Origin of the sequence: Mycobacterium sp. SM3041 (assembly GCF_039668335.1) — a bacterium.
Taxonomy (GTDB): domain Bacteria; phylum Actinomycetota; class Actinomycetes; order Mycobacteriales; family Mycobacteriaceae; genus Mycobacterium.
The window spans coordinates 20029-39961 of record NZ_JAYXBQ010000011.1 but is presented as its reverse complement, the minus strand read 5'-3'; the positions used below and the strand labels follow the sequence as shown (position 1 = coordinate 39961).

Sequence of the window (19933 nt, the reverse complement as noted above, 5' to 3'; positions counted from 1 at the left end):
CCGATCAGAAAGGAATCGCGGCGATCATCGCCCCGGCCCCGGTGACCAGGCTGTCCTTCTTCAGCGTCGTGCCGAAGTACTTCGCGTGCGGGTCGACCACCACCCGCTGGTCGTCATGATGCAGCGCCAGCACCTCCCGGGCCATCCGGGAGAACGGGATCTTCTCTGGTCCACCGATATTGATCACATGGTTGCGCGGCGGCTCGATCGCGACCTCGGCCAGGTAGGCCGCCACCTCGTCGGCCGCGATCGGTTGAATCAGCGCATCCGGCACCCGCACATCGTGCTCGTCGCCCTCATCGGTGTCGATCTCGACGACCATCGACTCGACGATCGCCTTCGCGAACTCATGGAACTGCGTGGCACGGACGATCGTGTAGGGCAACCCGGACGCCTCGATGATCCGCTCTTGCGCGACCTTCGCCCGCATGTAGCCGCTGTCCGGCAGGGCGTCGACGCCCACGATCGACAGTGCGACATAGTGGCCGACCCCCGCCGCCTGTGCCGCGGCCACCAGATTGGTGGTCGACCGGACGAAGAAATCCATCACGTCCTCGTCGGCGAAGGACGGCGAGTTCGTGACGTCGACGAGGGCGTCGGCGCCCGCCAAGGCCTTGGCGAGGCCTGCCCCGCTGAGCACATCGACACCGGAGCGCCGGGATGCGGCGACCACGTCCTCGCCTTCCCGCGTCAGGAGATCGACGAGCAGGGTCCCGATGAGGCCACTGGCCCCGATCACTGTCACCTTCACTGTGCCAACACCTTTCGCCGTCGCCACGCCGACACGGGAGCCGGACCTGTCAGCCTACGTCGCATGCCGTGCCGCAGGTTGTGAAACCGGCATCCGGGGACATCTCGGCGGTCTGCGCGCTGGGCACGGCGCGGATCCGCCACCGCTGCGGCCGGCTCCCGTATTGCGGAACGACGCAACACAATTGGTGCCCCCGCTCATGTGACAGCGCCCGGCACCGGCTGCGAGGCCACACCTGAGCGTTTGCGGTATTGACGCACGCGTCGGTACTGTGCGACAGTCGGCGAGGACGAATCGGGATACGCACAGCAATGCAATGCATCGGACGGTCAGCGTGGTAAATCGGCTGTTTACAGTGCATCAATTGGTCGTTCTGCTGCAGTCCGCAAATCAAGTCGAGTTGCTGCTCACCGCGGCGGCGGGGACGGCGTCGATCGTCACGGCGGTACGCGGCCCGGCGGACGATGTTGCTGGCATCGCTCCGGAACGTCGGCACACGGCCTTGTGTACCTGCAAGGACGGCGACACCTCGCACTGCCCCGCACGCGATTCACTGTGAGCCGTAGGTGGGCGCGGCACCACCGGCACCGCGCCCACTTCTGTCAGCCGCTGATCGCCTCGGCGACCTTCACCCCGACCAGCACCACAGCCACCAGCAGGTAACCGCGCAATGCGACCATGCCGGCCACCCGCAGCGGCGACCAGGCGGGCCGGTCCAGGGTGTCCAGCGCGGGCGTGCGGAAGCTGTCCCGCTCCTGGTTCCGCAGCGCCTTCCGGACGGTGCGGTCGTCGGGTTGGTCGTCCAGATCCTCCACCTGCTCCGGGTCCAGACCGCCCAGCTCCGCGGCCACGTCGACAGCGGCCTGCTTCCGTTGCCGGTGCCGCGACCGCGCCGTCGCACCGGCGATGACCCCGCCGCCGAGCATGCCGACGCCGACTCCGACCCCGAAGCCCCACTCGAGTTGCGCGGCAGTCAGATTCGGGAAGAACGTCGCCGCCGTCAGGGCCAGCGACAGCAGCACCAGCGCCCACACGATCACGCCGGCCATGATGTTCTGCCGCATGGTGTTGACCCACGGGCCCAGCACCGCCTTGTCGTTGCACAACAGCACCAGGAACACCGTCGCCGACGGCAGCAGCACCCCGGCCAGCGCCTGCACACCCTGGGTCAGCAGACCCAGCACGTGATCCGGGCTGAACGACACCGCGGCCGCCACCGCGAGCAGTGCCGCGTAGCCCAGATAGAAGGCCGGCGCCTCGCTGACTTTCCAGTGCAGCGAGTGCCGCTTGCCCATGGTGTCGCCCAGGGCGTAGGTGGTGGCGAGGCCGACGGCATTGGCCCCGATGAGCGAGGCGTCCAGCAGCAGGATGGCGAAAAGCGCACCCGCGGTGGGCGACACGTGCCGGCCCAGCTGAGTTGCCACGTCACCGGCGTCGGTGAAGTTGCCGGCCGCGGCACTGCCGGCGAGCCCGAACGCGGCGGCGGCCATGATCGCGACCGCACCCACCATCACCACGACGATGCCGATCCACAGATCGATCCGCTCGTAGCGAATCCACTTGGGGGTCAACCGCTTGTCGACGATGTTGGACTGCTGGAAGAACAGCTGCCACGGCGCGACGGTGGTGCCGACGATGGCCACGATCAGCAGCAAGAGCGTCGAGTTGAGGCCGCCCGGGAATGACGGGATCAGGCCCTTCGCGGTTTCGGTCGCGGACGGGTGCACGATGAACGCCAGCGGGAAGATCACGATGTTGATCGCGATCAACGCGAAAATGAAACGCTCCCAACGGCGGAACGAACCACCGGCCACCACGGCGAACAGCAGCACCGCCGCGAGCGGCACCGAGATCGCCTTGGGCAGCCCGAAGTAGTTCAACGCCATGGACACCCCGACGAATTCGGTGACGATGGTCAACGCGTTGACGATGAACAGATCGCCGACGCTGAAGGCGCCCCAGAACTTGCCGAACCGCGCGAAGATCAGGCGGGCGTGCCCCACCCCGGCGACGGCGCCGAGCCGGACCACCATCTCCTGGTTGACGTACAGCACCGGAATCAGCAGCGCCAGTGTCCACATGAGGGCCATGCCGTAGTTCTGGCCGGCCTGTGCGTAGGTCGCGACGCCGCCGGCGTCGTTGTCGCCGACCATGACGATGAGGCCGGGTCCCATCACCACGAGCAGCATCTTCAACCGCTGCAGGCGGCCGCGACCGGTCGCGGTCTCGTCGGTGCGGATGGTGCCGAGGGCGCCGACGATGTCGCCGACGTGCGCGGTGTCGAGCACCGCGGTGCTCGGTGAATCACGTTGCCGCGCTGACGTTTCGCCGGCGGGCCGCGGGGTACGGGCAAACAGGGCCATGTCGAGATTCCTCCCGGGAAAATGGCAGCACAACAGGGGTCCGCCCACCGGAATCGGTGGGCGGACCGTGCGGCCGAACGGATCAGAAGTTGGGGTGCGCCCCGAGAGACGCCGAGATCACCGCGAGCGGCGTGTGCGACAACTGCAGGTTGTGCCGTTCCTGCGGGGTCAGGTGCGTGCGGCTGTGCACCAGCCGGGCAATGCGGCGGACGGTGCGGTTGCGGAATACGGTCATGACAGAGCTCCTGTCGGGATCGGACTCCCGTGGCCTGTCGGTCAGGCGGAACCGGCCGGTCGGCAGGATAACGGGAGTGCTCGGATGCTGGTGTCTACGTGGTGTTTTCGTCCCAAACTGGAACTGTCGCCATCGCCAGATCTCACGTCGTACCTCACCTCCTAGCCGTCGGGCCCACCTCGGGGCAGCTATCCCATGACAACACAAAAGGGAGATGGCAGCGAACCTATACCCATTAAAAGGCTGTTAAAACCATGCGCTGCCGCACCCCTCTCGTCAGAGCTTCGGCACTGGACGACGTAATCCACCGCGGTGGATAGCCACTTTGGGTAACCCCTTAATCCGGGGAGACCTGTCCTGACCCTGGGCGTCTCTCGACGTCGTCGGATCAGTGGCTTCTGTTCGTCCAGGAGCCTCGCCTAGCGAGGTGCTGACGTAGCCAAGGTAACCCGGGCGCGTAGACCCGTCAACTCGATTGTTCGGACCATTCCCCGCGAGCGTGCCAAGAGATCGCCAAATTTGCCGGGAACAGGGCTGCCTGCACATTCGCGGCGAGAAAACCTCGCGCTAAGGCTGCTCGAGACCGAAGATGCGGATGCTCTCGGCGCGCATGTCGACCTTGCGGACCTTGCCGGTGATGGTCATCGGGAACTCGTCGACGATGTGTACGTAGCGCGGAATCTTGAAGTGCGCCAGCCGATCCGCGGTGAATTCGCGGATGGCGGCGGCGTCCAGCGGCGCCGCGCCGGGCCGCAGCCGCAGCCACGCGCAGATCTCCTCGCCGTAGCGGGCGTCGGGCACGCCGATCACCTGGGCATCCTCGATGTCGGGGTGCGTGTACAGGAACTCCTCGATCTCGCGCGGGTACACATTCTCCCCACCGCGGATCACCATGTCCTTGATGCGGCCGACGATGGCGCAGTAGCCGTCGGCCCGCATCACCGCGAGATCACCGGTGTGCATCCAGCCCTCGGAATCGATGGCCTCCCGGGTCTTTTCGTCGTTGTTCCAGTAGCCCAACATGACCGAATAGCCGCGCGTGCAGAACTCCCCCGGCTCGCCGCGCTCCACCGTCTCGCCGGTTTCCGGGTTGACGACCTTGACCTCGAGATGCGGATGCGCCCGGCCGATGGTCGCGGTGCGGCGGTCCAGGTCGTCGTCGATCAGCGTCTGGCACGACACCGGCGACGTCTCCGTCATGCCGTAGCAGATCGCGACCTCGGCCATGTGCATGTCGGAGACGCAGTGCTTCATCACCTCGACGGGGCACACCGATCCGGCCATGATGCCGGTACGCAGGCTCGACAGGTCCCGCCCGGCGAACGACGGATGGTTCTGCATCGCGATGAACATCGTCGGCACGCCGTAGACGCCGGCGCACTGCTCGGCCTCGATGGCATCGAGGGTGGCCGCCGGGTCGAACCCGGGGGCCGGGATCACCACGGCCGCACCATGACTCATGCAGCCGAGCACCCCCATCACCATGCCGAAGCAGTGGTAGAACGGCACCGGGACACACAGCCGCTCCCCCGCCCGCAGGTTGATGCCCTCCGTGGTGAAGTAGCCGTTGTTCAGGATGTTGCGGTGCGACAGCGTCGCACCTTTCGGGAACCCGGTTGTGCCCGAGGTGTATTGGATGTTGATCGGGTCGGTGTTGGACAGTGCGGCATGCCGGGCCGCCAAGGCGTCGGCCCCGACCGCCGCGCTGTCGGCACGCAACCGCTCCCAGTCCGGGCCGTCCAGGAAGACGACGTCAGTGAGGTCTGGAACCTGCGGACGGACCTCGTCGATCATCGCCGCGTAGTCGGACGTCTTGAACGACGCCGCCGAGATCAGCATCCGCATCCCGGATTGGTTGAGCGCGTAGGCAAGTTCGTGCACCCGGTACGCCGGATTCACGTTGACCAGGATGGCGCCGATCTTGGCTGTCGCGAGCTGCGTCACGATCCACTGCGCACAGTTGGGCGACCAGACACCGACCCGGTCGCCCTTCTCGATGCCGCGGGCCATCAGGCCGCGGGCGATCAGGTCGACCTCGGCGTTGAGTTCGGCGTACGTGTACCGCAGTCCTTGCCCGCGGTCGACCAACGCGAGCGTGTCCGGATGGGCCGCGACGGTGCGCTCGAAGTTGGCCCCGATGGTCTCCTCCAGGATCGGGGTGTCGGTGGGGCCCGCGTCGTAGCTCAGCATCAGTTCACCAAATCCTCATAGCGGTATTCCGATGCGATCGGGGTGCCGGCCGCATGCGATTGATCTTCGCGCTTGCGCAGGTCAACGCGCCGGATCTTGCCGGAAATGGTCTTGGGCAGATCGAAGAATTCCACCCGCCGAACCTTGAGGTACGGCGCCAGGTGGTCCCGCGCGAATTCCATGATCGCCCGTGCGGTGTCCGCATCGGCACTCCAGCCGTCTGCCAGGCAGACGTACGCCTTCGGCACGGCGAGCCGGGTGTCGTCGGGCTGCGGCACCACCGCGGCTTCCACCACCGCGGGATGCTCGATGAGCACGCTCTCCAATTCGAAGGGCGACACCTTGTAATCCGACGACTTGAACACGTCATCGGTGCGGCCGATGTACGTGATGTAGCCGTCGTCGTCGCGGGAGGCCACGTCACCGGTGTGGTAGTAACCGCCCGCCATGACGGCCGCATTGCGTTGCGGGTCAGCGAGATAACCCGTCATCAGGTTGAGCGGCCGCGCGCCCAGCTCGAGGCAGATCTCGCCCTCGTCGGCCGGCTCGCCGGTCACCGGGTCGACCAACACCACGGGCACACCCGGCATCGGCCGGCCCATCGATCCGGCCTTGACAGGCTGGCCTGGAGTGTTGCCGACCAGCAGAGTGGTCTCGGTCTGGCCGAAGCCGTCCCGGATGGTCAGGCCCCAGGCGTCCTGCACCTTGGCGATGACATCGGGGTTCAGCGGTTCACCGGCGCCCAGAATCTCGCGCAGCCCTTCGGGTTTGGTGCCGAGGTCGGCCTGGATCAACATCCGCCACACGGTCGGCGGCGCGCAGAAGGTGTTGACGCCGGCGCGGCGCAGCTGTGCCATGAGCGCGGCGGCGTCGAAGCGGCCGTAGTTGTAGACGAAGATCGTCGCCTCGGCGATCCACGGCGCGAACACACAACTCCAGGCGTGCTTGGCCCAGCCCGGCGAACTGATCGCCAGATGGACGTCGCCGGGCGTCACCCCGATCCAGGCCATCGTGGACAGGTGGCCGACGGGATACGAAATCTGCGAGTGCTCAACGAGTTTGGGCTTGCTGGTGGTGCCCGAGGTGAAGTAGACCAGCAGCGGGTCGTCGACGTCGGTGACCTCGCGGAACGGACCGGCCGAAACCGCTTGGTACGCATCAGCGTAGCGGTGCCAGCCGGGCACCGAATCCCCGACGACGATGCCGGTGTACTGCCCGTCGACGGACGCGAACTTGTCCGCGTCCGTGGCATTGGTCACCACGAAGCCCGCGCCGCCGCGGGTGATCCGGTCGGCCAGGTCGGCCGGGCCCAGTGCCCCGGTCGTCGGCATCACCACCGCGCCGAGCTTGGCCACCGCCAGCATCGACTCCCACAGCTCGACCTGGTTGCCCAGCATGACGATGACGCGGTCGCCCTTTCCCACGCCCAGCGACTGCAGCCACGTCGCGACCTGGTCAGACCGGTCGGCCATCTCGGCGAACGTGTAGCGCTGCTCGTCACCGCCTTCTTCGGTGATCCAGAGCGCCGTCTGCCCGGCCCGTTCGGGGCTGCGGGCGATGACGTCGAACCAGTCGGTGGCCCAGTTGAACGTGCCGGTCAGCCGCGGCCAGCTGAACGAATCGACGGCCTGCGAGTAGTCACCGATCGACGCCACGAGCCGGTCCCGGGCCGCTCGGTACTGCTCGGTGTTGGTGGTGATCACAGCCTCTGTCGCCATGAACGTAGGATCTACGTCACACCCATCCGCCCGCTACCCCCGAAAGAGGGTACTGACCGTGACGACCGGCCCGTCTCTGCTGCGCCCGCGTGATACCGACGCGGTCCGCGCTGAGCTGCGACGTCTCGGCTCCGAGGGTGCGGTGCCGGTGATGTTCGGCGGCGAGGTGCACGACGACGCGCTGCTGATCACGGAGTTCTACGGCACCCGCGGCGGCGGTCTCCGCGGGTTGACGGTGCGCTCGATGTGCGGGCTCGGCGGGGCCAGCATGGTCTCGGGTCAGCCGCTCGCGGTGACCGACTACCGGCACGCACCGTCCATCACCCACGACTACGACATGCCCGTGCTGTCGGAGGGCATCCGGTCGGTGCTGGCGGTACCGGTCGTGGTCGATGGCCGGGCCCGGGCGGTGCTCTACGGCGCCTACCGGTCCAGCGCACCTTTCGGCGGGCGGACCGTCGACCTGATCATGGCGTCGGCGCAGCGCCTGTCGGACGAACTGACGATCCGCGACGAAGTGGACCGCCGGCTGCGGCTGCAGCAGGCCGCGGCCGCCGACACGGCGGTCAACACCGAACACATCCGCCAAGTGCACGCCGAGCTGCGACGGCTGGCGGCCGGAAACGCGCCCGTCGCACCGAGCGATCTCGGCGGCCTCGCCGACCGGCTGGCCGAGGCACTGGCCGGTGGGCCCGCACCGGCCGGTCCGCTCAGCCCGCGTGAACTCGACGTGCTGGCGCAGATCGCACTGGGCTGCACCAATACCGAAGCCGCCCAGCGGCTTTCCCTCAAACCCGAGACCGTCAAGAGCTATCTGCGCAGTGCCGCGACGAAACTCGGCACCCACAGCCGGCACGAGGCGGTGTCGAAGGCGCGGCAGCTGCGGCTGATTCCCTGACCGGTCAGGCCAGCGAGTCGATCCAGGCGCGGTGCAGCGCCGCGTACCGCCCGTTCTGCGCGACCAGGTCGTCGGGCGGACCGTCTTCGACGATGCGGCCGCCGTCGAGGACCAGGACCCGGTCCGCGGACTGCACGGTGGAGAGCCGGTGCGCGATCACGAGCGCGGTCCGCCCGGCCAGCACGGTCGCCAGCGCGCGCTGCACCAGGCGCTCGGTCGGGATGTCCAGCGACGACGTCGCCTCGTCGAGGATCAGCACCTTGGGGTCGGCCAGGAACGCGCGGGCGAACGCGACCAACTGGCGCTGCCCCGCCGACAGCCGTCCACCCCGATTGGCGACGTCGGTGTCGTAACCGTCCGGCAGATTGTCGATGAACCGGTCCGCGCCAACGGCTTCCGCGGCCGCGCGGACCTCGTCGTCGGTGGCGTCGGGGCGCCCGAACCGGATGTTGTCGGCGACGGTGCCGGCGAACATGAAGTTCTCCTGCGTCACCATCACGACGTGCTGACGCAGCTCGGTCTGGGCGATGGACCGCAGGTCGATGCCGTCGAGGGTGACGGTGCCGGTCACCGGATCGTAGAAACGCGCGATGAGCTTGGCGATGGTGGTCTTGCCCGCGCCGGTGGCACCGACGAGGGCGACGGTCTGCCCGGCGGGCACCGTCAGATTCAGTTCGGGCAGCACCGGACGCTGCGGGGTGTAGCCGAAGCTGACACCCCGAAAAGCGATGTCCCCCTTGACCGTCGCCAGCGCGACAGGGTCGGCGGGGTCCATGATGGCGGGCTGCTGCGCGAGCACCCCGGCCAGCTTCTCGAGCGCCGACGCCGCCGACTGGAAGGTGTTGAAGAACTGCGAAATCTCCTGCATCGGTTCGAAGAACATGCGCAGGTACAGCAGGAAGGCCGTCAGCGTGCCGATCGTCATGCGGCCGTGCAGCACCAGGTAGCCGCCGTACAGCAGCACCACCGAGGTGGTGACGTTGCCGATGAGTTTGACCGCGGGCATGAACACCGCGAGCAGGGTCATGGTGCGTTCGTTGATGACGCGGTAGTCGTCGACGACGTCGTCGAAGATCTCCTGGTTGCGCGGCTCGCGCCGGTAGGCCTGCACCGCTTTGATGCCCGTCATGGTTTCGACGAACTGGACGATCACCAGCGCCGCGCGTTCCCGGACGGTGCGGTACGTCTTCGATGATTCGCGCCGGAACCAGGCGACCAGCAGCACCAGGAGCGGGAAGGCACCCAGGCACATCAGGCCCAGCCGCACGTCGAGCGTGACGAGCAGGACCGCGGTGCCGCCCAGGGTGAGCACGGCGGTGATGAGGCTGTCGAAACCCGTCGACAGCATGGTCTGGATGGCTTCGATGTCGTTGGTGGACCGGCTCACCACGCGGCCCGAGGTGTAGCGGTCGTGGAAGGCGACGTCGAGGCGCTGGAACTGCCGGAACACCCGGCGCCGCAGCTCCAGCAGCACCTTCTGCCCGATGCGGCCCGACCGGTTCAGGAAGAACAGCCGGAACGTGGCCTGCAGCACCACGACGCCACACAGGGCCGCGACGATCTGCAGCAGTTCACGGGCCGGCCCGCCCTGCAGGATCGGCGGGATGCCGTGGTCGATGCCGCGCTGCACGAGCAGCGGAACCGACAGGCGCGCACCGTTTTCGACGACGACGACCAGCGCCAGCAGCAGGACCGCGAACCGGTACGGCTTCAGCAACGAGCCCAGCAGGGACCGTGCCTCGCGACGCCGCGAGACGTTCTCGTCGATGGGCAGGTCCTCGACCTTGTCGACCGTCTGGCCGCGCCAGCTCTCGGTGCTCATCGCCTCCGCACCTCTTCGGACTCGTCCGTCTGCTCCAGATACAGCTGCTCGAGCCGTTCGCGTTCGGCGTCCTGCTCCCAGTCGCAACTGCGCTCGCAACCGTCGTCGAGCTCGTCGTCGGCGGACAGCAGGTATCGGTATTCCGGTGCCTGCTCGAGCAATTCGGCGTGTGTGCCGATGCGGGTGATGGTGCCGTCCTGCAGCAGCGCCACCCGGTCGGCCAGCAGCACGGTGGACGCACGGTGCGCCACCACGATGCCCGTCACCGACGTCAGCACCCGCCGCAGCGCGACGGTGACCTCCGCTTCGGTGTGCATGTCCAGGGCCGACAGGGTGTCGTCGAGCACCAGCAGTGACGGCGCGGCCAGGATGGCCCGGGCCAGCGAAAGACGTTGCCGCTGACCACCGGACAGGCTCATGCCCTGCTCACCGATACGGGTGTCGAGCCCGAACGGCAGGTCGTAGACGAACTGGGCGGCGGCGATGTCGATCGCCTCGCGAATCTCGTCGTCGGTCGCCGGGTTGTCGGCGCCGCGACCGAGGGTGAGGTTCTCGACGACCGACATCGAGAACAGCGTCGGGTCCTCGAAGGCAGTGGCCACGGCGGTCCGCAAGGCGGGCAGCGACAGTTCGCGGATGTCTCGTCCGTCGAGCAGGATCGCGCCCTCGGTGACGTCGTACAGCCGTGAGAACAGTGCGGCGAGAACCGATTTGCCGGAGCCGGTGGCGCCGACGAGCGCCAATGTCTGCCCCGGCTCGACCGTCACCGACACGTGGCGCAGCGCCCAGTCGTCAGGTTCGGCGTCGGGGAAACGGAAGCCGACGTCACGCAGTTCCAGGTGCCCGCCACGTGGCACGGTGTCGACCGGTCCGTCGCTGATATCCACTGGCGCGTCGAAGATCTCGGCGACCCGATTGGCGGCCGTCATGGACTCCTGCATCATCGACAGCAGGAAGCCCAGCGACGCGATGGGCCACACCAGCGACAGCATCATGGTGATGAACGCGACGAGCGTGCCCATGGTGACCTGACCGTGGCCGGCCGCGTACGCACCGAACCCGAGCACGAAGATCAGCGTCAGGTTGGGGATGACCTCGAGCAGCGTCCAGAAGCGCGCCGACACCGCCACCTTGCCGACCTCGGCGTCGTACAGGGCCGTCGCCCGCTCGTCGAACCGCCGGTAGACGTAGTCCTCGCGGCCGAACGACTTGATCACCCGCAGGCCCAGGGCCGACTCCTCGACATGCGTTGCGACATGGCCGGATTGGTCCTGCGCCTGCCGCGACAGCACGGTGAACTGCCGCTCGAACCGGAAGATCGTGACGGACACCGGCAGCACCGACGCCAGCACCACCACACCCAGCGGCCAGTACATGGTCAGCAGGATGCCGGTCACCACGATGATCTGAATCGTGTTGAGCACCAAGAACAGCAGGCCGAAGCCGAGGAATTGGCGAATGGTGCCAAGGTCGTTCATCACCCGCGACAGCAATTGCCCGGACTGCCACTGCCGGTGGAACGACATGGGCAGGATCTGCAGGCGCGCGTACAGCTCCTTGCGGATGTCGGCCTCGACGCCCATGGTCGCGCGGGCCCCGAGCCAGCGCCGGATGAACCACAGCACCGCCTCGACGAGCCCCAACGTCAGCGCGGCCGAACCGAGCACCCACAGGCCCGGCTGGTCCTGGTGCCGCACCGGGCCGTCGATCACGGCCTTGGTCACCAATGGGATGGACACCGTCACGCCCAGACCGGCGAACGCCGTGAGCAGCATGGCGGCCCAGCGTCCGCGGTACGGCCGCAGATACGGCAGCAGGCGCAGCAGGTCCACCGACGCACGTCGGCGCTGCGGCACCGGAGCGATCGCCGGAGCCGACTGCAGGGGCTGGGCTACATCAGACACAACAACTTCCATGCTCGCACGTGCCACCGACATACCCGGTGCGCGGCGGCACGACCAGGTCAGATGAAACCCAGGTACCCGACCAGACCGGCCGCGGCGACGACGATCAGCGGATTCAGCTTGGTGCGCATGAAGATCACGGTGCACACCGCGGTGACGGTGTAGGCGCGCCAGTCGTGGTCCGCGGCACGGCTCATGACCAGCGACGCCGCCAGGATGAGGCCGACCGTGAGCGGGGCGAAACCCTTCTCGACCGCGCGGCGCAGTTTGGAGCGTTCGGCCTTCTGCCAGATCAACGTGATGACGTACACGAAGCCCGCGGCCGGCACCACCATCGCGACCATCGACACGACGCCGCCGATGATCGCGCCGGGAATGCCGCCCTCTTTCAGACCGGCGCCGTAGCCGACCATCGACACGATCAGGATGCTCGGGCCCGGCGCGGTCTGCGAGATCGAGAACAGGTCGGCGAACTGGTTGTCGGACAGCCAGTGCCTGCCGTTGACGGCGTTGATGTGCATTTCCGGCAGCACGACGTTGCCGCCGCCGATGGACAGCAGCGACAGCATGCCGAACAGCCCGATGAGCTGGATGTAGGTGGAAAGCGCCGCGGTACTCATCGTGGGGTGCTCACGCTGCTGTGGCGCGATCCCGCGGCCCTGGGTCGTTGCCGCGCTCGCGCGGCCACGCCCACAGCAGGCTCAGCGGCGCCAGGATCGCGAGCGTCCCCAGCAGCGGGAACCGCAGCACGCCGTTGAGCACGAATGCGCCGGCGAACAGCAGGACCGGCACCGCGCCCGTCAGGCACTTCTGGCCCGTCTTGAGCACCATCGTCAGGGTCAGGGCCACCGCGGCCGCCGACGCCCCGTGCAGCACGCCCTTGACGGCGGGCACCTCCTTGAACCGGAAGTAGGCGAACGACAACGCCAGCACGATGACCAGCGGCATGGCGCACAAGCCGAACACCGCGGCGGCCGCGCCGGGGAAGCCACGCATCTTGGTGCCGGCGAATACCGCCATGTTGACCTGGTTGGCACCGGGCAGGATGCGGCACATCGTTGTGGCCGAGAGGAACTCGGCGTCCCCGAGCCAGCCCTTCTCCACCACCAGCACCTCACGCGACCAGGCCGACAGCCCACCGCCGAACGACGCCAGCGCGATGTGGTTGAACGTCAGGACCAACTCGAACAACGAAACCCGTTGGGCCGTCGAGTCGATCTGCTCACTCATGGACCAGCTCGGGGTCGTGCGGGAAGTCGTCTTCGTGATGCTGCGACGAGTCCAGCGGATCCGGCGGCTCGTAGTGGTGCGAGGTCTCCCAGTCGGCGTCGAACACCTGCGACAGCTGCGCGACGGCATCCGGGTCCTTGACCATCACACCCAGTTCGCGGCGCAGGTCGAAGGCGCTGCGGTCGATGTTCATCGAACCCACGAGGGCTTCGTGGTCGTCGACGATGACCAGCTTGGCGTGCACGCGCAGGTTCTTCTGCTTGCGCACCTTCGCGCCGAACCGGCGCAGGGTCCGCAGCGAGGCGAACGTGTCGAGGATGTCCCAGTCGCTGATGCCGTGCTTGCCACCGCACAGCACATGGACATTCACGCCACGGCCCACCGCGGCCGCGATGTGGTCGAGAATGACGGCGTCGACGTACTTGGGGTGCTGGATGCGCAGCCGGTGCTCGGCGGTGTCGATGAACTTCGCCATGTGGTACCGCGAATTCGAGTTGCTCCACAGCAGGCCGTGATACTGCGACGGCTCCCAATCGGTGTGGGACCAGTCGGCGTCGAACACCTCGACGATCTGCGCGACGTGGTCCGGCTCGGTGGTGATGAAGCCGTAGTCCCGCGTGAGGGTGAAGTACTTCTCGCACAGGTTGAACGTGGCCACGAGCGCCGCCGTCTCGTCGACGACGATCGACTTCTCGTGCGTCACGTAGAACGTCGGGTTGGACCACTGGACGTTGACGCCGGCATCCGAGAACTGTTCGAAGGTCTCGTCATTGGCGCGGTCGCCGCCCGAGCGGGCCGGGTTCAGCATGACGCGCACGTCGACACCCGCCTGGTGGCGCTCGATCACCGCCGCCACGAGCGACGGTTCGGTGAACGTGAATTGCTTGATGAGCAACGACTTCTGCGCCGACGCGAGGAAATCCCGCACCGGCTGCACGCCATCATCGGGTTGGACGATGACTCGCGGCGACACAGGCCCCATAAGCGCCGGATGCTAGCACCGAATAGCGGCTGCCAGACGTGCCTCCGTCAATAACAATGGGCCATCGGGCAAGATGAGGCATATGGATAGCGGAAGCGCCTCCCCCCGCCTGCTCGTAGTCGACGACGACCCGGACGTGCTGGCCTCATTGGAGCGTGGCCTGCGGCTGTCCGGCTTCGAGGTGTCGACCGCGGTCGACGGCGCCGAGGCCCTGCGCAGTGCCACCGAATTCCGGCCGGACGCCATCATTCTGGACATCAACATGCCGGTGCTCGACGGCGTCAGCGTCGTCACCGCGCTGCGCGCCATGGACAACGACGTGCCGGTGTGTGTGCTCTCGGCCCGCAGCTCGGTCGACGACCGGGTGGCGGGGCTGGAAGCCGGCGCCGACGACTACCTGGTCAAGCCGTTCGTGCTGGCCGAGCTCGTGGCGCGCGTCAAGGCGCTGCTGCGCCGCCGCGGCGCGACGGCGACGTTCTCGTCGGAGACCATCTCGGTCGGACCGCTCGAGGTGGACATCCCGGGCCGGCGGGCCCGCGTCAACGGCGCCGACGTCGACCTGACCAAACGCGAGTTCGACCTGCTGGCCGTGCTGGCCGAGCACAAGACCGCCGTGCTGTCCCGTGCCCAGCTGCTGGAGCTGGTGTGGGGCTATGACTTCGCCGCCGACACCAACGTCGTCGACGTGTTCATCGGCTACCTGCGCCGCAAGCTGGAGGCCAACGGCGCGCCGCGACTGTTGCACACGGTCCGCGGCGTGGGGTTCGTGCTCAGGCAGCAGTGATGAGCGCCTGCGCGAAGAACCGAGTGCGCTGATGAGCGCCTGCGCGAAGAACCGAGTGCGCTGATGAGCGTCTGCGCGAAGAACCGAGTGCACTGATGAGCGCCTGCGCGAAGAACCGGCAGCGGTAGCCCGTGAACATCCTGGCGCGCGTCTTCCGTCGCACTCCGTCGCTGCAGTCGCGCGTCGCGTTCGCCACCGGTATCGCCGCGGCCATCGTGGTCGGGATCGTCGGCACCATCGTGTGGATCGGCATCACCAACGACCGCAAGGAACGCCTGGACCGCCGCCTCGACGAGGCCGCCGGCTTCGCGATCCCGTTCCTGCCGCGCGGGCTCGACGAGATTCCGCGGCCACCGCACGACGAGAACGTCGTCATCACCGCACGCCGGAACGGCCAGGTCAGCTCGAACTCGAATGTCGTGCTGCCCGAGCTGCCCGTCGGCTACGCCGATACCCAGGTCAACGGGGTCCGGTACCGGGTGCGGACGGTGCAGATCCACATGCCGGACCCGATGCTGGTGGCGGTCGGCGCCACGTACGACGCGACGATCGTCGACACCAACAATCTGCACCGCCGGGTGATCGCGTTGTGCGCGTTCGCCATTGGCGCGGCCGCCGTCGCGGGCTGGGCGCTGGCCGCGTTCGCGGTGCGTCCCCTCAAACGGCTGGCGCAGCAGACGCGCGACATCGATCCGGAGGGCCAGGACGGGCAGGCCCCGCACATCGACGTCCGCGGCGCGACCGAGGCCGTCGAAATCGCTGACGCCGTCAAGGGTCTGGTGGACCGCGTGTGGGAGGAGAAGGGCCGGACGAAGGCCGCGCTGGCGTCGGCGCGGGACTTCGCGGCCGTGTCGGCGCACGAGCTGCGCACCCCGCTCACCGCGATGCGCACCAACGTCGAAATCCTGAGCACGCTCGACCTGCCCGACGAGCAGCGCAAGGAAGTGCTGAGCGACATCGTGCGCACGCAGTCGCGCATCGAGACCACACTGTGGGCGCTGGAGCGGCTGGCGCAGGGCGAGCTGTCCACCGTCGATGACCATGTGCCCGTGGACATCACCGAACTCCTGGACCGCGCCGCGCACGACGCCATGCGCGTGTACCCGGACCTGGAGGTGTCGCTGGTGCCGGCGCCGACCATCATCATCGTGGGACTGCCTGCCGGACTGCGGCTTTCAGTCGACAACGCGATCGCCAACGCCGTCAAGCACGGCGGTGCGTCGAAAGTTCAGCTGTCGGCGGTCAGTTCGCGCGCCGGGGTCGAGATCGCCGTCGACGACGACGGCTGCGGCGTGCCCGAAGAGGAACGCCTGAAGGTCTTCGGACGGTTCAACCGGGGTTCCACGGCGTCGCACTCGGGCTCCGGGCTGGGCCTGGCGCTCGTGGCCCAGCAGGCCGAATTGCACGGCGGGACGGCGACATTGGAGACCAGTCCACTCGGCGGGACGCGGCTGCTGCTACGGCTGCCCGGGCATCACTAGCCCGCCGCGAATGTGCAGCCGGCTCGCAATCCTCCGAAAATTGCCGATCGGTGTGCACGCTCGCGGCGCGGTGAACGCCGGCGCCGCTCAGCCGACGGTGATCTCGACCCGCCGGTTCTTCGCGCGGCCTTCTTCGGTGCCGTTGTCGGCGATCGGGTTGGCGGAGCCGGCGCCGCGGGCCGTCATCTTCGCCGCCAGCACACCGTTCGAAACCAGCGCGGCGGCAACGGCTTTGGCCCGGGTGTCACTCAGCTTGAGGTTGACGGCGTCGCTGCCCTGGTTGTCGGTGTAGCCGATCACGGTGACCGCACCGTTCGGGCAGCCGGCCCGGATCTTGTCGGCGACCTGCACCAGCAGCCGGCGGGACTCCCCCGTCATCTGCGATCCGCCGGTGACGAAACTGATCGGGGTGCGCAGCAGTTCGGTGACGTCGGCCTGCACCTTCGCGCACGGGCCACCGGCCGGGGCCGGAGCGGGGGCGGACGTGGGCGCGGGAGCCGACGAGGGTGCCTGCGCGGGCGGCGCCACCGGACCACCCGGCGCCGGAATCTGAATGTTGTTGGCCAGCTTCGCTCCTGGGAACGACAGCGCTGCGGCGCTCTGCACCTCGCCGGCGACGTCGAGATTGGGCGCCGTCCCCATCAGCGTGATGGTGGCGCCGTCGATGGACAGCCCGAAATCGGCGATGGCATCGGCCGCGGAGAGCACGTTGCCGATGGCCGCCATGTCCGGGGTGCCGGCGCCGTCGACGACGGTCGTCTTGTCGTTGAAGGTGGCGTTCAGCCACTGCGCTTTCACCGCGGCGGCCAGTTCGGACTTCGACCGGGTGTTGGCGAGGCTGCCCGTCAGCGTGACGGTGTTGCCGTCGCGGGTCAGCGCGAACGGCGCGGAGGTCAACTCGGGCTGTTGTGCCGGTGTCGGTACCGCCGAGGCCGCGATGGAACTCGGGGCCCGGTGCTCGTCGGAGGTGCCGAACACCACCCAGCCGACGGCGGCGACGACGGCCACCACCACAGCCAGCGCCGCCACCCTGCCGCGCGTGCCGAGGCGACGGACGCTGCCGGACGGCTCGATGACGTCAGCTGTGTCCGGCATTGCAAAACCCTCCCTGAAACACATTCGAGCCTAGAGCCCGACAGCTGTGGGGACGGCACGTTGCCGCCATGACACGCCACAACCGCCGGGCTCTAAGCCCGACAGAAAGTCGATCAGGTCAGCGGACGCCGACGAGGTCGATGACGAAGATCAGCGTCTTGCCGGACAGGCGGTGCCCACCACCGGCGGGGCCGTAGGCCTGTGCGGGCGGGATGGTCAGCTTGCGCCGGCCGCCCACGCGCATCCCGGGGATGCCGTCCTGCCAGCCCTGGATCAGGCCGCGCAGGGGGAATTCGATGGTCTCGCCGCGGTTCCAGGAGCTGTCGAACTCCTCACCGGTGTCGTACTCGACGCCGACATAGTGGACCGTGACGTTGCCGCCGGGCACCGCCTCGGCACCGTCGCCGACGATGACGTCCTCGATCACCAACGTCTCGGGTGCCGGGCCGTCCGGGAATTCGATCTCAGGTTTCGTGTTTGCCACGGGACCACCGTAGTCGGGCACCTGCCGCGGGTGGACAGGAACCGCACCCCTAGTGGCGGCGCAGCCGGCTCAGCAGGTCACGGAGCGTGGCGAGCTCGTCGGCGTCCAACGTGGCAAAGACGGGCGGCGCCGGGTCATCGATCTGGCCGATGCCGCGCAGCACCGCGCCACCGGCGTCCGTCAGCGACACCAGTTTGCAGCGCCGGTTCTCCGGATCCGGTTGGCGCACAACCAGTCCGCGCTCTTCGAGATCGTTGATCGCGACGGTGGTGGCCGGCGCGTCCATGCCGGTCGCGGCGGCGATCTCTTTGGCCGTCATGGCCTTGGCATCCAGCCGGCGCAGAATCCGGGCCCGGCTGAAGGGCAGTCCGGTCTGCTCGACCACCGCGCGTTTCCAGCTGTCGCGGTTCTCGACCACGACGGCGGCCATGGTCTGCCAGACCTCGTCGGCCAGCGGGTCAGTGGACACCGGCCGGCTCCGGCTCACGCGATCCCTCGATCAGTGGCGCCAGCCGCTCCGCGGAGCGCAGTGCACGCGGCGAGGTCGAAAAGAAGCCGAGGACGGCGACCGCGACGCCGATCGCGACGCACATCCACCACAGCGGCCGGGCCTGCGTGGCGAAGTCGACGCCGCTGCCGGCCAGGGCCGAGCCGGCGATCGAACCGCACAGTGCCACACCGATACTCACGCCCACCTGGCGGCTGGTGGACGTCACCGCCGCCGCGGCGCCGGCGCGCTCCACCGGCATGCCGCTCACCGCGGCGTTGGTCACTGGAGCATTCATCATCGCGAACCCTATGCCGTACACCGCGAAAATGACGACCACTCGCCACATGGGCGTCGTCGCCGTCAGCGTCGTCAGTATGAGGGCGGCCGAGGCCATCAGGACACCGGCGACCATCAGTGACGGCCGGGCACCGTAGCGTCCGACGATCCGTCCGGACAACGGCGAAAAGACCAGGGCACCAATGGCGATGGGCAGATAGATGATGCCGGTGTGCATGGCCGAGTAGTGCCGTTCGTTCTGCAGGTAGAACGACATCATGAACAGGAACGCGCCCCAGCCGGTCAGCGCCATCACGGCCGTGACGGTGGCGCCGGCGAACGGGATGCTGCGGAAGAACCGCAGATCGATGAACGGGTCGTGGCGCCGGCGCTCGTAGCGCAGGAAGCCCACGAGGGCGACTGCGGCCAGCACCGCGATGGCCACGGTGCGGGGGTGGCCCCAACCCATCCCCGGCCCCTCGATCAGGGTGAAGACCAGGCTGAACAGGAACACCACCGCGAGCCCCTGGCCGATCGGGTCGACATCGCGCATGGTGCCCGACTTGCTCTCGGGGACGAAGATCGCGGTCAGCACGATGGCGGCCAGACAGATCGGCAGGTTGATCCAGAACACCGACCGCCAGCCGACGGCGTGGATCAGCAGGCCACCGACGGTCGGGCCCAGAGCCATCGAGATGCCGACGACCGCGCCCCAGAAACCGAGTGCCCGGGCCCGCTCCACCCGGTCGGTGAAGACCTGCGAAATGATCGACAAGGCAACAGGATTGAGCATCGAGCCACCGATGCCCTGGACCAGGCGGGCGGCGATCAACGCGTCCGCGGTCGGCGCGAGGCTGCACAGCAGGGAACCGAACGCGAAGATCGTCAGGCCGATCTGGAACACCCGCCGCCGGCCGAACCGGTCACCGGCGGCGCCGGAGAGCATCAGCAGCGACGCCAGCACCAGCGTGTAGACGTCGACGACCCATTGCATCTGGGCGGCGCTCGCGCCGAGGTCGCGGCGCATCGACGGGATCGCGACGTTCACGATGGTGGAGTCCATCGACACGATCAGCAGACTCAGGCAGCAGGAGATCAGGATGATCGTCTTGCGCCGTGAGGTGAGCGCGTCGATAGTTGTATTCACACAACCATTGTGAAACTACAACCGTTGCCGAGGCAACGGAATTTCGGCGTGACATTGGCGACATGGGCAGGACGCGCACGCTC

Annotated in this window: 18 protein-coding genes and 1 riboswitch; of the genes, 4 read left to right on the top strand and 14 right to left on the bottom strand. The window is 67.9% G+C overall.

From position 1 onward, the window contains the following. Window positions 1-4 precede the first annotated feature (4 nt). A complete protein-coding gene (locus tag VXD91_RS04750; RefSeq protein ID WP_346414792.1) occupies window positions 5-751 on the bottom strand; it encodes an SDR family oxidoreductase in 747 nt (248 codons plus the stop codon). A 364-nt stretch (window positions 752-1115) separates the two neighbouring features. Between VXD91_RS04750 and VXD91_RS04745 the strand changes: the two genes are divergently transcribed. Continuing rightward, window positions 1116-1310, top strand: a complete 195-nt coding sequence (locus tag VXD91_RS04745) for a hypothetical protein (protein ID WP_226520652.1) — start codon at window positions 1116-1118, stop codon at window positions 1308-1310. Between the two features lie 43 nt (window positions 1311-1353). Here VXD91_RS04745 and VXD91_RS04740 read toward each other — a convergent pair whose 3' ends face one another. From VXD91_RS04740 to VXD91_RS04725, 4 genes are all read right to left on the bottom strand, one after another. Next, window positions 1354-3114 carry an NRAMP family divalent metal transporter gene (locus VXD91_RS04740; protein ID WP_346414791.1) on the bottom strand — a complete coding sequence of 587 codons (1761 nt, stop codon included), beginning with the start codon at window positions 3112-3114 and terminating at the stop codon, window positions 1354-1356. A gap of 82 nt (window positions 3115-3196) precedes the next feature. Then, window positions 3197-3349 carry a hypothetical protein gene (locus VXD91_RS04735; protein ID WP_346414790.1) on the bottom strand — a complete coding sequence of 51 codons (153 nt, stop codon included), beginning with the start codon at window positions 3347-3349 and terminating at the stop codon, window positions 3197-3199. Window positions 3350-3610: 261 nt separating this feature from the next. Continuing rightward, window positions 3611-3783: riboswitch (M-box (ykoK) riboswitch) on the bottom strand. Between the two features lie 133 nt (window positions 3784-3916). Further along, window positions 3917-5539 (bottom strand): AMP-binding protein, encoded by a 1623-nt coding sequence (locus VXD91_RS04730; RefSeq protein WP_346414789.1) that lies wholly within the window; start codon window positions 5537-5539, stop codon window positions 3917-3919. Then, the gene (locus tag VXD91_RS04725) at window positions 5539-7239 is read right to left on the bottom strand and encodes an AMP-binding protein (RefSeq protein WP_346414809.1); all 1701 of its coding nucleotides are present in this window, start codon (window positions 7237-7239) and stop codon (window positions 5539-5541) included. Before VXD91_RS04725 ends, VXD91_RS04730 begins: the two co-directional genes overlap by 1 nt. A gap of 76 nt (window positions 7240-7315) precedes the next feature. On the opposite strand from VXD91_RS04725, the gene VXD91_RS04720 reads away from it, so the two are divergent. Further along, the gene (locus VXD91_RS04720; protein ID WP_346414788.1) at window positions 7316-8155 is read left to right on the top strand and encodes a LuxR C-terminal-related transcriptional regulator; all 840 of its coding nucleotides are present in this window, start codon (window positions 7316-7318) and stop codon (window positions 8153-8155) included. A gap of 4 nt (window positions 8156-8159) precedes the next feature. Here VXD91_RS04720 and VXD91_RS04715 read toward each other — a convergent pair whose 3' ends face one another. The 5 genes from VXD91_RS04715 to VXD91_RS04695 are packed head-to-tail and all read right to left on the bottom strand — an operon-like array spanning window position 8160 to window position 14093. Next, window positions 8160-9977, bottom strand: a complete 1818-nt coding sequence (locus VXD91_RS04715; RefSeq protein ID WP_346414787.1) for an ABC transporter ATP-binding protein — start codon at window positions 9975-9977, stop codon at window positions 8160-8162. Beyond that, complete coding sequence (locus VXD91_RS04710) at window positions 9974-11893, bottom strand: ABC transporter ATP-binding protein (RefSeq protein WP_346414786.1); 1920 nt, start codon at window positions 11891-11893, stop codon at window positions 9974-9976. Before VXD91_RS04710 ends, VXD91_RS04715 begins: the two co-directional genes overlap by 4 nt. Window positions 11894-11940: 47 nt before the next feature. Then, the gene (locus tag VXD91_RS04705) at window positions 11941-12501 is read right to left on the bottom strand and encodes a chromate transporter (protein ID WP_346414785.1); all 561 of its coding nucleotides are present in this window, start codon (window positions 12499-12501) and stop codon (window positions 11941-11943) included. Between the two features lie 10 nt (window positions 12502-12511). Next, on the bottom strand, window positions 12512-13111 hold the full coding sequence (locus VXD91_RS04700; protein ID WP_346414784.1) for a chromate transporter: 600 nt from the start codon (window positions 13109-13111) through the stop codon (window positions 12512-12514). Continuing rightward, window positions 13104-14093 carry a phospholipase D-like domain-containing protein gene (locus VXD91_RS04695; protein WP_226520643.1) on the bottom strand — a complete coding sequence of 330 codons (990 nt, stop codon included), beginning with the start codon at window positions 14091-14093 and terminating at the stop codon, window positions 13104-13106. Before VXD91_RS04695 ends, VXD91_RS04700 begins: the two co-directional genes overlap by 8 nt. 73 nt (window positions 14094-14166) lie before the next feature. Here VXD91_RS04695 and VXD91_RS04690 point away from each other — a divergent pair, with 73 nt between their 5' ends. Beyond that, entirely contained in the window at window positions 14167-14877 is a 711-nt protein-coding gene (locus VXD91_RS04690) for a response regulator transcription factor (protein WP_029104649.1), read from the top strand. A 131-nt stretch (window positions 14878-15008) separates the two neighbouring features. Continuing rightward, window positions 15009-16358 carry a HAMP domain-containing sensor histidine kinase gene (locus tag VXD91_RS04685; RefSeq protein WP_226520642.1) on the top strand — a complete coding sequence of 450 codons (1350 nt, stop codon included), beginning with the start codon at window positions 15009-15011 and terminating at the stop codon, window positions 16356-16358. 87 nt (window positions 16359-16445) lie between these two features. Here VXD91_RS04685 and VXD91_RS04680 read toward each other — a convergent pair whose 3' ends face one another. The 4 genes from VXD91_RS04680 to VXD91_RS04665 all read right to left on the bottom strand — a co-directional run bounded on the left by VXD91_RS04680 (window position 16446) and on the right by VXD91_RS04665 (window position 19850). Next, window positions 16446-17453, bottom strand: coding sequence for an OmpA family protein (locus VXD91_RS04680; protein ID WP_346414783.1), 1008 nt, complete (start codon window positions 17451-17453; stop codon window positions 16446-16448). Window positions 17454-17571: 118 nt separating this feature from the next. Continuing rightward, complete coding sequence (locus VXD91_RS04675) at window positions 17572-17937, bottom strand: FKBP-type peptidyl-prolyl cis-trans isomerase (RefSeq protein WP_036419981.1); 366 nt, start codon at window positions 17935-17937, stop codon at window positions 17572-17574. Window positions 17938-17986: 49 nt separating this feature from the next. After that, complete coding sequence (locus VXD91_RS04670) at window positions 17987-18406, bottom strand: MarR family transcriptional regulator (protein ID WP_053856484.1); 420 nt, start codon at window positions 18404-18406, stop codon at window positions 17987-17989. After that, window positions 18396-19850 carry an MFS transporter gene (locus VXD91_RS04665; RefSeq protein ID WP_346414782.1) on the bottom strand — a complete coding sequence of 485 codons (1455 nt, stop codon included), beginning with the start codon at window positions 19848-19850 and terminating at the stop codon, window positions 18396-18398. The genes VXD91_RS04670 and VXD91_RS04665 overlap by 11 nt, the downstream gene beginning before the upstream one ends. Window positions 19851-19933: the final 83 nt, after the last annotated feature.